This window comes from Methylobacterium sp. E-005, assembly GCF_022829725.1.
Classification (GTDB): domain Bacteria; phylum Pseudomonadota; class Alphaproteobacteria; order Rhizobiales; family Beijerinckiaceae; genus Methylobacterium.
Genome location: NZ_JAKSYG010000099.1, coordinates 1 through 14,953 on the forward strand (window position 1 = coordinate 1; position 14,953 = coordinate 14,953).

Here is a 14,953-nt window from a genome sequence, read left to right on the forward strand (position 1 = left end):
TGTCGGGATCGAGACGATCGGGGCGGCCCTCTCGGAGCCGCGGGACGCGATCGAGGACATCATCGAGCCCTACCTGATCCAGCGCGGCTTCGTGCAGCGCACCCCCCGCGGACGCGTCCTCACCCGCCACGCCTACAAGCATCTGGGGCTGGCCATGCCGGATCGGGACGAGGCCGCTGCAGCGGCGTGAGGCTAGGCGCCCCCGGTTTCGGCCTCCCGGAAGGGCTGGGACAGGTGGGGCGGCAGGCCGCTGAGGCGCAGCGACCGGGACAGGGCGTCGACCAGCGCGGTCAGGAGCGCCGTGGCGACGATCCGCAGCACGGCGACGTCCAGGCGCAACTCCGAGATCGCCGCATCGACGGAGAAGCCGAGGGTCGCCACGCCCAGGATGCCGAAGATGGCGCTCTCGCGCAGGATCAGCCCTCAGCGATCCAGCAGGGTGGTTTCGAAAGGTCGAGACCCAGCGCTCTTCGTCATCGCGAGCGCAGCGAAGCGACCCAGGGCAGCTCGACCGTGGTCGACGTGGCGCTGACCGGATGGCTTCGCATACGCTCGCAAAGACGGCGGCCGCGCGCGTGGTCCGATCAGTCGCGACCGATGTGAAGTCAAAATCAATCTGGCGGGTCTGAGAGGCCCCTTGACGGGGTTGGATTCAGCTTTCGAAAGTTTAGAATTATCGGTTTGACACGCGTTCCGATACGGAAAATCTTCGCGTTGCTTCGGCGGTCGCCTCCGGACGGCGCAAGAGCTTGACAAAATCTTGGGGCTTCATTCATTGGGCGCCTGATCGGGAAGGCGGAGGGCGCTGGGATTCCGCCGGGACGGGGGGAGCGACACGCATGGCTTTCGTGGCGCTCACGTCCTGTTCCTCGGCCGCTGTTCAGAATCGCGCCGCCACCCGCTGAACCGCCAGCCACCGGAGCTTTCATCCGTGTCCCTGTCCCCCGCAACGCGTGCGATCTACCCGAGCCTCCGCGACCGGCGGGTCCTGGTGACCGGCGGTGCCTCGGGCATCGGCGAGGGGCTGGTCGAGGCCTTCGTGTCCCAGGGCGCGCGCGTCGTGTTCTGCGACATCGCCGACGAGGCCGCCGCCGGCCTGATCGCGCGCCTCACCCCCTGCGCGGTGCACGCGCCGCTCTACCGGCACTGCGACCTGACCGACGTGGAGGCCGTCCGCGCCCTGGTGGCCGGGACCGAGACGGCGCTGGGGGGCATCGACGTCCTCGTCAACAACGCCGGCAACGACGACCGCCACACGGTCGACGCGGTGACGCCCGCCTACTGGGACGATCGCATGGCGGTGAACCTGCGCCATATGTTCTTCGCCGCGCAGGCGGCGGTGCCGGGCATGCGGCGGGCCGGCGGCGGCGTCATCCTGAACTTCGGATCGATCAGCTGGCATCTCGGCGCGCGCGACATGCCGATCTACCAGACCGCCAAGGCAGCGATCGAGGGGATGACCCGGGCGCTCGCCCGGGACCTCGGCCGCGACGGCATCCGTGTGGCGACGGTGGTTCCGGGCAACGTCCAGACCCCGCGCCAGGAGAGGTGGTACACGCCGGAGGGCGCGGCCGAGATCGTGGCGTCCCAGTGCCTCGACGGGCGGATCCAGCCGGCGGACGTCGCCGCGCTGGTGCTGTTCCTGGCCTCGGACGACGCCCGGATGTGCACGGGGCACAATTACTTCATCGACGCGGGCTGGCGCTGAGCCCTACGATCCGCGGATCGGCGGCCGTTGCAACCCAGGGGGCCGGCGGACGACGTGTCATCCGTCGCGCGATTGCCGGCGGACAGCGGCGACACTCCGCGACTCCATGACCAAGGTTCTGAGCCGATCAATTCTCGGTCTTCGTCACGTCGCTCAGGGGCAAAGCGGCCTCGCCGTCCCCATATGGATGCGAACGTGACGTTACGGACGAGGAATGACGATGCAAACCGAAAGGGCAGTGCTGGCGGGCGGATGCTTCTGGGGCATGCAGGACCTCGTCCGGCGCCAGGAGGGGGTGGTCTCCACGCGCGTCGGCTACACCGGCGGCGACGTGCCGAACGCGACCTACCGCAACCACGGCACCCATGCCGAGGGGATCGAGATCCTTTACGATCCGAGCCGGACGAGCTTCCGGCGCCTGCTGGAGTTCTTCTTCCAGATCCACGATCCGACGACCCCCAACCGCCAGGGCAACGACCGGGGCCTGAGCTATCGCTCGGCGATCTTCTACACCGATGACGAGCAGCGCCGGGTCGCCGAGGAGACCATCGCGGACGTCGATGCCTCCGGCCTGTGGCCCGGGAAGGTCGTGACCGAGCTGGCCCCGGTCGGCCCGTTCTGGGAGGCGGAGCCGGAGCACCAGGATTACCTGGAACGCCGGCCGGACGGGTATACCTGCCACTTCGTCCGGCCGGGCTGGGTCTTGCCCGCGCGATCCGCCGCCACGCAGGACGCCTAGGCGGCACGTTCCGGGTAACCCGGCGCCGGGTTTGGCCGCGTCGGATCGGCTTCGTATTGGTCCGGGCCCCGGTCAGATCGTCCAGCCGCCGTCGATGGTGACGGCCTGGCCGGTCGTGTAGGTCGCCCCCGCGAGGTACACGGCGAGGTCGGCAATCTCGTCCGGGGTGCCGAGCCGCCCGATCGGCTGGCGGGCGATGAAGGCCGCCCGGGTCTGCTCGTAATCGCCCTGCGCCCGGATGCGCTCCTGCAGCGACGGGCTCTCCACGGTGCCGGGGCAGATCGCGTTGCAGCGGATGTTGTGGGCGACGTAATCGGCGGCCACCGATTTGGTCAGCCCGATCACCGCCGCCTTGGTCACCCCGTAAGCGAAGCGGTTCGGCACGCCCTTCACCGAGGAGGCGACCGAGGCCATGTTGATGATCGCGCCGTCGCGCCGTTCGACCATGCCGGGCAACACGGCGCGGATCGTGCGGATCATCGCCTTGAGGTCGAGGGCGAAGTCGAGATCGGCATCGAGCATCTCTAGGATGGTCCCGCCATGGACCACGCCGGCGCAGTTGAACAGGATGTCCACGGCGCCGATCCGCGCGACCAGGGCCTTGACGGCGGCTTCGTCCCGCACGTCGAGGGGGGTGGTGCTGAGGTTGTCGGCGTGCAGGTCCTCCAGCGCCGCCGCGTTGATGTCGGTGGCGTGCACCGTCGCCCCGGCGCGCGCGAAGGCGAGCGCGCTCGCGCGCCCGATGCCCTGGCCGGCCGCCGTGATCAGGACCGACTTCCCAGAGAGATCTGCCATTCCTTGCTCCTTGAAGCGCATGGTCCGGTGCGGGGATGGTCGCGTCAATCGCAATGGAGGATCTCGATTGCGCCTGATGAAAGTCATCGACGATGCGCCGGACCTCGCCGCCGGGGCCGCCTGCGGCCGCGCGGTTCAGACGGCGGCTTGCATCGGACGTCTGGTCACGCAGGGCGGGCCGTCGCCCGACTCCTCAGGCCTCCATCCGCAGCCCTGACGCTTGGTCGAAGACGTGGAGATGCGCGGCGGGGAAGGCGACCCGGATCGTGTCGCCCATCGGAGCGCCGTTCGCGAGCTTGAGCGTCAGCGCCGCCTCGCCCGGACGTCCGGCATGGACCAGCATCTCGGACCCGAGCAGTTCCACCACCTCGACCGGCCACGCCATGCCCGATGCGTCGAGCACGACATGCTCCGGGCGGATGCCCAGGACCACGGGGAACCCATCGGGCCGGTCGAACCGCCGGGATCCGAGGTCGATGTCGGCACCCGCGACCGTCACCATCGTGCCGTTCCGCCCGAGCCGGCCGGGCAGCAGGTTCATCGCGGGTGAGCCGATGAACCCCGCCACGTAGGTGTCGGCGGGGCGCTCGAAGACCTCCGTCGGCGTCGCCAGCTGCACCGGCACGCCCCGGTGCATCACGAGCAGCCGGTCGCCCAGCGTCATCGCCTCGACCTGATCGTGCGTGACGTAGAGGCTCGTCACCTTCAGCCGGCGCTGCAGGCGGCGGATCTCGCCGCGCATCTGCACCCTCAGCTTGGCGTCGAGGTTCGACAGGGGCTCGTCGAAGAGGAAGAGCTTCGGGTCGCGGACGATGGCGCGCCCCATGGCGACCCGTTGGCGCTGGCCGCCGGACAGCTGACGCGGCTTGCGCTCGAGCAGCGCCTCCAGGCCCAGCAGGGACGAGGCCGCATCGACCTTGGCGCGGATCTCGGCCCGGGGCAGGCCGCGGATCTTCAGCCCGTACGCCATGTTGTCGAACACGCTCATGTGCGGGTAGAGCGCGTAGTTCTGGAACACCATGGCGATGTCGCGCGCCGACGGGTCGAGATCCGTGACGTCGCGCCCGTCGATCCGGACACGGCCCATGGTCGGCGTCTCCAGACCCGCCACGATGCGCAGCAGGGTGGATTTTCCGCAGCCCGACGCGCCGACGATCACCAGCATCTCGCCATCCGCCAGGGCGAGGTCGACCCCCTTCAGGATCTCGGTGGTGCCGAAGCTCTTGCGCAGGCCGTCGAGTTCCAGGCCCGCCATCACTTGTCGCCCTCCGTCAGGCCCTTCACGAACCACCGCTGCATCAGAAGCACCACCGCCACCGGCGGGATCAGCGCCAGCACCGCCGTCGCCATGACCTTGTTCCATTCAGTGGCGGTGTCGACGCCGATCATCTTCACGATGCTGATCACCACCGTGTCGAGCTTGGGATCGGTCGCGACGAGCAGCGGCCACAGGTACTGGTTCCAGCCGTAGACGAACAGGATCACGAACAACGCCGCGATGTTGGCGCCCGAGACCGGGATCAGGATGTCCCGCAGGAAGCGCAGGGGGCCGGCCCCGTCGATCCGCGCCGCCTCGACGAGCTCGTCCGGGACCGCGAGGAAGGTCTGGCGGAACAGCAGCGTCGCCGTCGCGGAGGCGATGAGGGGAATCGTCAGCCCCGTGAAGCTGTTGATCAGATCCAGCGACGACATGACCTGGAAGGTGGGGATCAGCCGCACCTCGACCGGCAGCATCAGGGTCAGGAAGATCAGCCAGAAGGCCGCCATGCGGAACGGGAAGCGGAAGAAGGTGACCGCGTAGGCCGAGGGCAGCGACAGGGCGATCTTGCCGAACGCGATGGCGAGCGCCATCCCGGCCGAGACCAGCAGCGCGCGCCAGACCGGCCCGGCCCCCGCCGAGCCGTCCATCAGCACGTCGCGATAGACGCCCAGGCCGGAGAGGTTCGGGACGAGCGAGACCTCGCCGCGGGCGATCACGGCCGAATCCTGCGTCGAGCCGGCGATCGCGATCCAGATCGGCAGGGCGAAGAGCAGGATCGCCAGGATCAGGACGGCGTGGGGGATGAGATTCAGCGCTCTCCGGGACATCAGGTGACGGCCTTCCGCCCGAGGAACCGGAACTGCAGGGCGCAGAGGATGATGACGCCGGCCATCAGCACCACGGATTGCGCCGAGGACGCGCCGACATTCGCGTTGACGACGCCGTCGAGATAGACCTTGAGGACGAGCGTCTGGGTCGACTGGCCCGGCCCGCCGCCGTTCACCGCGTAGACCGTCGCGAAGGTGTCGAAGGCCGCGTAGACGAGATCGACGACGAGCAGGAAGTAGACCGTCGGCATCAGCAGCGGCAGGATGATGGTGCGGAACCGGCGCAGGCCCCGGGCCCCGTCGATGCGGGCCGCCTCGATGATCGTCTTCGGGATGGCCTGGAGGCCCGCCAGGAAGAAGATGAAGTTGTAGCTGATCTGCTTCCAGGCGGCCGCCAGGATCACCAGCGCCATGGCCTGGGTGCCGTCGAGCTTGTAGTCCCAGGCGATCCCGATCCGGTTCAGCCACGCGCCGACGAGGCCGATCTGCGGGTGGAACATCAGCACCCACAGCACCGCCGCCATGGCGGGCGCCACCGCGTAGGGCCAGATCAGCATCGTGCGGTAGAAGGCGCGGCCCCGGATCTCGGTATCGGCCAGGACCGCGAGCACCAGCGCCACGCCCATCGAGAGAGCGGTCACGCAGGCACAGAACACCACCGTCCGCCCGATCGCCGCGAGGTAGAGCGGATCCGCGAACAGGTCGGTGAAGTTGTCGAGCCCGACGAACTCCGTGCTGGTGCCGAAGGCGTCCTCGCGCTCCAGGCTCGACCGGATCGCCTGGACGGCCGGCCACAGGAAGAACACCACCGTCAGCACGAGCTGCGGCAGGATCAGCAGGGCCGGCAGCAGCCGGCCCGGGAACAGCGTCCGTCGTTCCATGCTTGGGGAAGCCTTCCGGTCCGCCGCGTCAGCCGCGCGCGGATTTCTGGAAGTCGCGCAGCACGCGGTTGCCGCGCGCGGTGGCGCTGTCCATCGCGGCCTGCGCGGTCTGCTGGCCCTGGAGCGCCTTCTCGATCTCCTCGTAGAGGATCGCCCGGATCTCCGGCAGGCGGCCGAGGCGCAGGCCCCGCGAGTTCGGGGTCAGTTCCCCCCGGGAGAGCTGCCGCGCCGGCACGTCGGTGCCGGGGTTCCTGTCGAAATAGCCCGCCTGCTTGGTGGCCTCGTAGCCCGCGAGCGTCACCGGGACGTAGCCGGTGTTCTGGGCGTAGAGGGCGACCTGCTCGGGCTTCGCGATGAAGGCGTAGAAGGCCGCGACGCCCTTGTACTCGGCCTCGCTGCGCTTCGGCGCCGTCATCGCCCAGAGGCTGGCGCCGCCGATGATCGAGTTGTTCGGCCGCGGGTTCAGGGCCGGCTCGGTCGGCAGGAAGGCCTCGGCGTAGCGGAACTTGGCGTTCTTGACGATGTCGGCGCGGCCCGAGGACGAGCCGAACCCGATCGCGGCCTGGCCGGAGTAGAAGACCGCGTCCGGCGCTCCGTCGCGGCCGGTATACTTGAAGGCTCCGTCCTTCGACAGGTCGAGGAAACGCTGGAGCTGGTCGACGAAGGGCTTGGTGCTGATGAGCAGTTCCGCCCCGAGGCCGTCATAGCCGTCATTCTCGGTGGCGTAGGCGAGGTTCTGGATCGCCGCGTATTCCTCGAACTGGATCCAGGTCATCCAGGCCGACGTGCTCGCGATCGGCGTGGGCGCCTTCGACGCGAGGGTGCGGGCCGCCTTGGCGTAGTCGTCGTAGGTGGCCGGCGGCGTGTCGGGGTCGAGCCCCGCCTTCTCGAAGGCGTCGCGGTTGTACCACATCACCGCCGTCGAGGAGTTGAACGGCATCGAGGCGAGCTTGCCGTCCGGCAGGCTGTAATAGCCGCGCACGCCGGGGATGTAGGCCTTGGGATCGAGGCCGAATCCGGTCTCCTCCGCGAGCTTCCAGGCCTGCTTGATGGCGGGGCCGGCCTGCAGCATCGTGCCCGTGCCGACCTCGAAGATCTGGACGATGTGCGGCGCCTTGCCGGCCCGGTAGGCGGCGATCGCCGCCGTCAGCGTCTCGGGATAGGAGCCCTTGTAGACCGCCTCCAGCGTGACCTCGGACTGGCTCGCGTTGAAGGCGCGCGTCAGCCGCTCGACCTCCTCGCCGTTCGCGCCCGACATCGCGTGCCAGAGCACGATGGGCGTCCTGTCGCCGGCCGCGGTGGAGATTGACGGGCGAAGCGCAGTCCATGCGGCGAGACCGCCGACGCCGGCCAACAGGACGCGACGATCCATCCAAAATCCTCCCTGCGACGGGATCGACGCGCCCGTTGATATCGGGTTTGCGACGAGAGCCCGCGGAAGCACCTCGTCCGAGGACACGATGCTCATTCTTCCATCATGCACGGACGTGACAGCGGAATAAAGCAGTCGGCGAAAGGACGCTGTGGCCAGTCCCCGCCTGGGACGGAAAACGCGGTTCCTGCGCGCCAACCGCGTCGGCGTTCACGCGGCGGATCGCTCGCCCTTCCCGGGACGCTTCAGATCGCCCTGAGCCAGAGCCCATCGGAGGCCGATTCGATCGCGAACAGGCGAAGGGCACGAAACGACCAGCCCGGTGAGACGGTGCCATCGCCAAGGTCGAAGGAGGCGAAATGCCTCGGCCAGGGCAGCCCTCACGGGCGCATCGGCCGAGACCCAGGTCCGCCCCTCGCGGGGGCAGGCCCGCTCGGCGGCTGGGATCCGCCTCCCGTCGCGCACGAGTAGCCGGTGGTGTCCGCCCACGGTGATCGGCACCAGGTTGAGGACGACGATGCGGTCGGGGACCTCCCTTATCATCGGCATGTCGTGCTCGACGAGCAGGAGGGGGACGCCGCTCGCCCGGATCTGCCGGATCAGACGTACGAAGACCCGTATCCCGGAGGCGTTTAGCTCCGAGGCCGGCTCGTCGAGGGGCCGCATGGTGGGCTCGGTAGCGGGCGCCAGCGCTACCCCGACACGAGGCGCTCCCCGTCGGCGATCCGCCGACCTTCTTGTGCGCCCGGCCGGCGCGCCCAACCCCGTCGGGCGCGCTTCGGCTTGGGCACGCAACGACCTGTCGCCGGCCGCCGCGCGGCCGAGAAGAACGACGAGAACCGGCCCGCGGCCCGCCGCGGCGCCCATCTTGGGGGCCATTCCACAGACGGGACCGGGGAGCGCGCCGTCCGACGATGCCGTTGAGCACGCGCCGGTCGCACACCCGCTTCTTAGCCTCCCACGCCCGTCGGCAGGACCAGCGCGATCGCTGTCCGCTCCGCATCGGTCAGGTCAAACCGTGCCATCCGAGATCCGCCCGTTCCCAGGGACCAAGGCCGACGCGACCCACCTGTACCAAATTTCATGAGGTCACGATTTGATCTGTAAAACATCTCGGCGGACAATAATGATTCTGCCAAAAGCCAGTTTTATTTTTGATATGATAATTTATAACATGATATATTTTTATATTGTATCAAATGATTGGGGGACTTTGTCTTTGCTTTGATGAACTAATGGGCGGATTATGGAAGTGGCCAAATTTAATGGTGTAATGGCAGTTTATGATGTGGACGTAGGTAATATCACACGCTTGGATTCCGAACGAACAGGCATTTTGTCGAGTTTTTCGCCGATATCGGCCCTTTTTATTTTATCCTCCTTGATAAATTCGAAGCACGTCCGTCGGTCAAGAGCTGGATAAAGCATAGCGGCGCATATCCCGCCCATGGATCCGCCAATGAAATAAACATCGACTAGATACATCACGCCGAAATCCATCGCGTGACCCAGGGCGAAGAGTAAAAATCCCATGCCGAGTGTGCTGCCGATACAAGTCATGAGTAAGATGCGGCACATGTTTTCCTCCCTTTGTGGCACAATGCCGCACAATCCAATATTGGGCAACTGGCAACAGAAGAGACGACGGACTAGGTCTTACGGACTAAGCATTCCCTTTCCGATCTAGGCCAGAGCGGGCAGGGATATAACCCGCGCGTTCGCGACGAGCGCGTGAGAGAGCAGCATTGCCGTCGGCTCCGGTACTTGAACCTCTGACAAACGAAGGGACGGCAAACCACCCGTCTGAGACACTCAGGTGAGCGCTCGGTGGTCACATAGGTTCGCCGGCAGCGGATCATCGACGTCGAGGCCGCGGACGTCGAAGCGCAGGCGTTCAGAGCAACGCATGAGCGTAAAGCAAGCTATTCTCTCGTATGCCGGATGTTTCGACCCTCGGAGGCGTTCTGCAACCGCGTCGACGCGCTTGGCGGGTCGCCAGATCGTCAGCAGCTTCGGCCCATGAGGGACCGGAGAGACGGCGCGCAGAAGTGACGGCCGCAATCCGGACGGATTTCCGGCCTGTCGGCCCCCATCGGAACGATGGTGTCACTGGTGCCGGCTCGCCTCAGCGCCAACGCCGGTCGGCCCATCAAGCAAGTGTCTCACGCGCCGGGCAAGCTCGACCCGTCCATAGGGCTTGTCGATGACGTCGAACCCTGGGTTGCCGATGGTGGGGCCGCCCGGTGAGGCTTCGGCCGAGCCTGTCGTCAGCAGAATCTTGATCGTCGGGCGACGCGCCTGCGCCGCCCGCGCCAGCATTGCGCCGTCCATGGCGCCGGGCATGATCAAGTCGGTGAATAACAGGTCGATCGACTCATTGCCCTCGAGCAGGTCCATCGCTTCCCTGGGATCACTCACCACGAGGACGCGGTAGCCGAACCCCGACAGGATGGCTTCCGCCGTCGCCGCGACGTCTCGCCTGTCATCCACGACGAGGATGGTCTCGCCGCCGCCGAGGGTGAAGGACCCTCCGGCCGGTTCCCCGTCCTCGACCGCCATTCGATCCGAGGCGGGGAACAGGAGGCGGATGGTGGTGCCGCGGCCCACCTCCGAAGAGATCCTGACGGTGCCGCCCGACTGCTCCACGAAGCCATAAACCATCGCGAGCCCGAGGCCGGTGCCCTTGCCTTCGCCCTTCGTGGTGAAGAACGGCTCCATCACCCGTGCCGCCATCCCCGGCGGCATGCCGGTGCCGGTATCCGTGACCGACACCATGACGTAGGCCCCCGGGGCGATGCCCTCGGACAGGGGCTCGTGGCCCGCCTCGACCATCACGTTGCCCGTCGCCAGCGTCACCGTGCCCCCGGACGGCATCGCGTCCCGTGCGTTGATCAGCACGTTGAGAAGGGCGACCTCGGTCTGGGTCGGGTCGATGCGTGCCAGCCAGAGGTCGGGCGCGAGATCCGTGCGAAGCTCGACGGCATCGCCAAGCGCATGCCCCGTCATCTCACCCATATTCGCCACGAGGCTGTTGAGGCTCAGGACGCGTCCCCCGAGGCGCTGCTTGCGCGAGAAGGCGAGCAGTTGGTGTGTGAGCTTGGCGGCGCGGTCGGAGGCGGTCCTGACTGCCTCTCCGGCCCTGCGCACGCGGGCGATGTCGATCGAGGATTGTTCGATCAGGGAGAGCATCACCTCCGTGTAGCCCGAGATGACCTGGAGCAGGTTGTTGAAGTCGTGGGCGATGCCGCCGGTCAATTGCCCCAGGCTCTCCATCTTCTGTGCTTGATGAAGCCCCTCCTCGGCCTCGCGACGGCGCGACACGTCGAGTTGGGAGGCGAAGAAGTAGACGAGCCGCCCCCGCCGGTCGAACACGGGCGAGACGAACAGGGCATTCCAGAACGAGGAACCGTCCTTGCGGTAGTTCAAGATCTCCGTCGACACCTCGCGCGGCCCGGCGATGGCGGAACGGATCGCGTCGATGGTGCCGGCATCCGTGCCGGCCCCCTGGAGGAACCGGCAATTCCTGCCGACGACCTCGTCGCCCGCATACCCGGTCATCTTGAGGAATGCGCGGTTCGCGAAGACGATGGGGTTGTCCGGCTGGTGCGGGTCTGTGACGATCATCGGCATGCGGGTCGTCTCGACCGCGGCGAAGAAGATGTCGTGGTGCCTGTCCTCGACCCCCGATAGGCCTCCACTGTCGACGGCCATAGGCGGTCCGCCGAGATCCGGCTTCTCGGGTGCGGTCATCGCTGCCGCGGCCCGGAGCCCTTCCGATGCGGAGGCGCTCCGTGTCCGCAGGGAATCGCGACCGACGCCCCCGTCCGCAGGAGCCCCGTACCGCTCACGCGTCGGTCCCCGGCGACCCCGAAATGGGTGACCGCGACAGGTCGTGGAGCCGCTCGCGAGCCCGGCTTACCCTGCTCTTGACCGGGCCGACCCGGCCGCCGAGCCGCTGGGCCGCCGCCTCGTGGGTGTATCCCTCGACCCCGACCATGAGCGGCGCCTCGCAGTGCGGCTCGGGTATCGGGGCCGGTCTGGCACGAAGACCGGTGCGTGCGACCACGCCCTCCTGCGCCGGTCGCTCGGCTGATTGGCTGGCGTGCTCGCCGTCCGCGTCCTCGACCTCGCGCGTGTGCCTGCGCATCGCGGTGTGGAACTGGTTGCGCAGGATCGTGGACAGCCACGCACCCAGGTTTGTCCCCGGCCTGAAACGCTGGCCGTTCGCCCACGCCCTGAGCAGGGTCTCCTGAACGAGATCGTCCGTGCGCGCGACGTCCCCGCACAGCGCCATCGCGAAGGCACGCAAGGCCGGAACGGAGGCGAGCAGGTCCTGGCGGAAGGTGGCATCCGGCAGCCATTGCCCGCTTCCGCTGGCCCAACCCGGGACCGGGTCGGCTGGGGCGGGGATGTCAGCGTCGTGAGGCTCCGGGCGTCCCCTCGACATCTCCGGAGACGGGTCCATGATGGCTGTGGCCGACATGGTGCGGGTCCGTCATTGCGCCGAGGATGCCGTGGACAGCACACCGTCCCTGCTCACGTAGATGCGTGCACCGACGAATGCCGCGACGTCATCGATCCGCGTCTCCCGGACGTAGCTCCAACTCGCCCCCTCGGGAACGGAACCATCGACCCAGCCGCTCCCGAACCACTCCGCGATGTGCAGGCAAGCCTCCACGAACCTGTCGCCGCAGGCATCGACGATGGTCCGGGGAGCCCCGAACAGCACCCTGCCCCGCATGTCGATGACGAAGAGGTCAGGATCCTCTCCACGCCCTGCAGCATGCCATTTGTCGAGTAGGGCGAAGGCCCCCCGCCCCCGCTGCATGAGGACCTCGGCGATCCTGTCGACGAGGTCCTCGACCGCCGCCGGGTGAAGGGGCACCGTAGCGATGTCGTGCCCCGTGGGAGGCACGTTGCCGACCGCCGCCATGACGGCGAGACAGACAGGGACCATCTTGACCATCGCACGCTCTCCCGGTGGTGCCGCCCTTCGAGGATGCGCGAACCGCGCGTCAAACGGCGCGGCCGTCGCTGTTGGAGACCCTCACGTGAATTCGATTCGGCCCGTGCCTCGGCCGGCGGGATCCTCGGTTTGAAGACCCTTGCGCGCCGGACACGCCGGGGGTGGCTCGGTTCCAGGGAAGCGGCCTGTGCGCCGCGATCCGGCCGCGCAGGCGCTTCAGCGCCTTGACGTACATCGCTGCCCGCAGCTGACGCATAGGGGGCGACCCCGCCGTCGCCGGGTCGCGAAGCGCGCCCTCCGCGCCGTGGACGTACTGGTCCGCCTCATGGGGGTCCCTGCCCAACATCCCGTCGTCACCCATCGTCCCGACCTCCGACGATCCAGGGAAATCGTGATTCTGCCCTCCTGACCCATCGTGGCGGCGGCCGGGTGCCGCGGGGCCGAAGGGATCCCCGACACGTGTCTTGCCCCGCACGTCTTGCCCGACACGTCTTGCCCGACACGTTTTGGCGCCTCCGCAGAACGCCTCGGCGCACGCCTGGGATGCCCCGTTGCGAGAGACGCTGTCGTTCGGCAGGATGATCCCCGGTCTCGCCCCCAGGTCTCGTCCGGCTCGGTGACGCGTCCGGTTCGCCCTCCTGGTTCGACGCCGGCAAGCTAGGACGAAGGCGGCCGTGGCGCCATTAGACCGGCTGTCAGAGTTCCATGGTTGACGGACGTCATAGGCCGATCAAACGAGAGGTGACGCGCGATATGCCAACGGCCAACGTGACTTGGAGCGAGGCTATCGTCGCCGACGACGACCCCTTCTTTCGCTTGGCACTGGCCAGCGTGCTCGCCGATCATTTCGGCGTCCGCCGGGTGCATCAGGTCGGCTCGCTCGACGACGCCCTGGAAGTCCTGGCGGAGAATCCCGCGGTCGACCTCGCCCTGTTCGACCTCGCAATGCCGGGCATGGCGAGCCCTGCAAACCTCGCCGCCGTGCGCGAATGCCATCCCGATACGACCACGGTGGTGGTCTCCGCCTCGATCCTGCGCGATGACGTCTTCCAGGCGCTGTACGCGGGCGTGCATGGCTTCATCCCGAAGGCCACAAGCGTCGAGGCACTCGTCCAAGCCCTCGGCATGGTCCGGGAGGGTTTCGTTTTCGTCCCATCCTTCGTCACGCGGACCGAGGCCATTCCGGCAGGCGGCCCCGGCGTCGGGATGGCCGGGCGGGTGACGACCGGCACCCTCACGCAGCGTCAGCGCCAGGTGCTCGACCTGATCGCGGCGGGCCAGTCCAACAAGGCGATCGCCCGCTCGCTCTCGCTCGGCGAGGGGACCGTGAAAGTCCATGTCACCGCTGTGCTGAGGGTTCTCGGCGTGCCGAACCGTGCCGCCGCCGCCGCCTGGGCCATCACCAACGGGGCCACTGCCCTGTCGCCGACATAGGTCGATCGGTCTATCGGGGCAGTTTTCACCTCGTCCGTTCGGACGACCGCCCTGTGGACGAAGTGACACGCCTTCGCGGCCATGGCGTAGTGTGACGATTGTCCTTGCGGGGGTGGGGCGGGACCCCGCACCAGCTCCGCCCCTCGGAAGCACCCGAGAGGGTGTCGAAGCCTCCTCTGCCCTCGATCCACGTTTTGCCCATCAGGCCGTCGCCGGCGCTGCCGCAAAGGACCGTCGCCGCGCCCGGCGAAAACCTCGACCGGATCCGTCGCGTGCGTGATGAAGTCCTGGCCGCCGCCGAACAGGATGTCGAGGCGGGGGCCGCTGGAGCGGGCATCGTTGCCCCGCCGCCCCGGATGAACGCGTCGCCGAACGGATCCTCGATCACGTCGTCGCCCCCGCAGATCTGGTCCGACTCGATCCCACCGCTGAGAGTGTCGCCACCGTCGCCCCAGAGGGTATCGATGCCCTTGTCGCCGCACGGGCGGTCGCTGCCCGCGGTGCCACCGAGCACGACGTGCTCGCCGCGTTGGCATGCCGCTCGGTTCGAGGGAGTCGCTGATCGATGGCCCATTGAGCATGTCCTGGACATGAGCAGAGGGGCGACTTCGCCCGTCCGAGCGTCCGGTCACGGGCAAAGACATCATGCCCGGGTCAAGGCGCAACAGCGGAGAAATCAGCTGACGATACCCTGAAAAACATCTGCGCCTGTAGATTTTTTCTGCGCCTCTGAGCCGGAATCACAGTCTCAAACCCGTCGACGCTGTCTCCGGACCGACTTTCGGAGCAGGTATCCCGTCATGGCGGACGTCTCGCGCCCGCAATAGAAAAAATGAATCTCTGCGGCTGGCTGGAGATGCGTCAATAATAGCACTTCGTCGGCGCTACTCTTGTTGAGTAGTATATCGGAGAATGTCGGCCCGGAGGCCGTAACCCGGTACCACTACGGTGGCTCGGGGAAGCGGTCCGG

At 67.6% G+C, this 14,953-nt stretch carries 15 protein-coding genes; 4 read left to right on the forward strand and 11 right to left on the reverse strand.

Annotated elements, in window-relative coordinates; translation table 11 throughout:
* Nucleotides 1–190: Holliday junction DNA helicase RuvB C-terminal domain-containing protein (locus MKK88_RS11810; protein WP_279602249.1), on the forward strand; the 190-nt coding region annotated here is incomplete at its 5' end.
* Nucleotides 191–192: 2 nt separating this feature from the next.
* On the opposite strand, the gene MKK88_RS11815 is transcribed toward MKK88_RS11810, so the two are convergent.
* The gene (locus MKK88_RS11815; RefSeq protein ID WP_243999864.1) at nt 193–381 is read right to left on the reverse strand and encodes a hypothetical protein; all 189 of its coding nucleotides are present in this window, start codon (nt 379–381) and stop codon (nt 193–195) included.
* A 550-nt stretch (nt 382–931) separates the two neighbouring features.
* Between MKK88_RS11815 and MKK88_RS11820 the strand changes: the two genes are divergently transcribed.
* On the forward strand, nt 932–1,708 hold the full coding sequence (locus MKK88_RS11820; protein WP_313902311.1) for an SDR family oxidoreductase: 777 nt from the start codon (nt 932–934) through the stop codon (nt 1,706–1,708).
* A gap of 214 nt (nt 1,709–1,922) precedes the next feature.
* Entirely contained in the window at nt 1,923–2,447 is a 525-nt protein-coding gene (msrA, locus tag MKK88_RS11825; protein WP_313902312.1) for a peptide-methionine (S)-S-oxide reductase MsrA, read from the forward strand.
* 72 nt (nt 2,448–2,519) lie between these two features.
* On the opposite strand, the gene MKK88_RS11830 is transcribed toward msrA, so the two are convergent.
* The 10 genes from MKK88_RS11830 to MKK88_RS11875 all read right to left on the reverse strand — a co-directional run bounded on the left by MKK88_RS11830 (nt 2,520) and on the right by MKK88_RS11875 (nt 12,549).
* Nucleotides 2,520–3,242, reverse strand: coding sequence for an SDR family oxidoreductase (locus MKK88_RS11830; protein ID WP_243999868.1), 723 nt, complete (start codon nt 3,240–3,242; stop codon nt 2,520–2,522).
* A 193-nt stretch (nt 3,243–3,435) separates the two neighbouring features.
* Complete coding sequence (locus tag MKK88_RS11835; protein WP_243999870.1) at nt 3,436–4,497, reverse strand: ABC transporter ATP-binding protein; 1,062 nt, start codon at nt 4,495–4,497, stop codon at nt 3,436–3,438.
* Complete coding sequence (gene ugpE, locus MKK88_RS11840) at nt 4,497–5,333, reverse strand: sn-glycerol-3-phosphate ABC transporter permease UgpE (RefSeq protein WP_243999974.1); 837 nt, start codon at nt 5,331–5,333, stop codon at nt 4,497–4,499. Before ugpE ends, MKK88_RS11835 begins: the two co-directional genes overlap by 1 nt.
* On the reverse strand, nt 5,330–6,211 hold the full coding sequence (locus tag MKK88_RS11845) for an ABC transporter permease subunit (protein WP_243999872.1): 882 nt from the start codon (nt 6,209–6,211) through the stop codon (nt 5,330–5,332). The genes ugpE and MKK88_RS11845 overlap by 4 nt, the downstream gene beginning before the upstream one ends.
* 28 nt (nt 6,212–6,239) lie before the next feature.
* Nucleotides 6,240–7,583, reverse strand: coding sequence for a sn-glycerol-3-phosphate ABC transporter substrate-binding protein UgpB (gene ugpB, locus MKK88_RS11850; RefSeq protein ID WP_243999873.1), 1,344 nt, complete (start codon nt 7,581–7,583; stop codon nt 6,240–6,242).
* 210 nt (nt 7,584–7,793) lie between these two features.
* Entirely contained in the window at nt 7,794–8,249 is a 456-nt protein-coding gene (locus MKK88_RS11855; protein ID WP_243999875.1) for a hypothetical protein, read from the reverse strand.
* 615 nt (nt 8,250–8,864) lie between these two features.
* Nucleotides 8,865–9,161, reverse strand: a complete 297-nt coding sequence (locus tag MKK88_RS11860) for a hypothetical protein (protein WP_243999877.1) — start codon at nt 9,159–9,161, stop codon at nt 8,865–8,867.
* A 528-nt stretch (nt 9,162–9,689) separates the two neighbouring features.
* Nucleotides 9,690–11,294, reverse strand: coding sequence for a histidine kinase famiy protein (locus tag MKK88_RS11865; RefSeq protein ID WP_243999879.1), 1,605 nt, complete (start codon nt 11,292–11,294; stop codon nt 9,690–9,692).
* A gap of 133 nt (nt 11,295–11,427) precedes the next feature.
* Nucleotides 11,428–12,066 (reverse strand): sigma-70 family RNA polymerase sigma factor, encoded by a 639-nt coding sequence (locus MKK88_RS11870; protein ID WP_243999881.1) that lies wholly within the window; start codon nt 12,064–12,066, stop codon nt 11,428–11,430.
* 12 nt (nt 12,067–12,078) lie between these two features.
* Complete coding sequence (locus MKK88_RS11875) at nt 12,079–12,549, reverse strand: hypothetical protein (RefSeq protein ID WP_243999883.1); 471 nt, start codon at nt 12,547–12,549, stop codon at nt 12,079–12,081.
* Nucleotides 12,550–13,302: 753 nt separating this feature from the next.
* Here MKK88_RS11875 and MKK88_RS11880 point away from each other — a divergent pair.
* Complete coding sequence (locus MKK88_RS11880) at nt 13,303–13,983, forward strand: LuxR C-terminal-related transcriptional regulator (RefSeq protein ID WP_243999885.1); 681 nt, start codon at nt 13,303–13,305, stop codon at nt 13,981–13,983.
* The last annotated feature ends 970 nt before the right edge of the window (nt 13,984–14,953 follow it).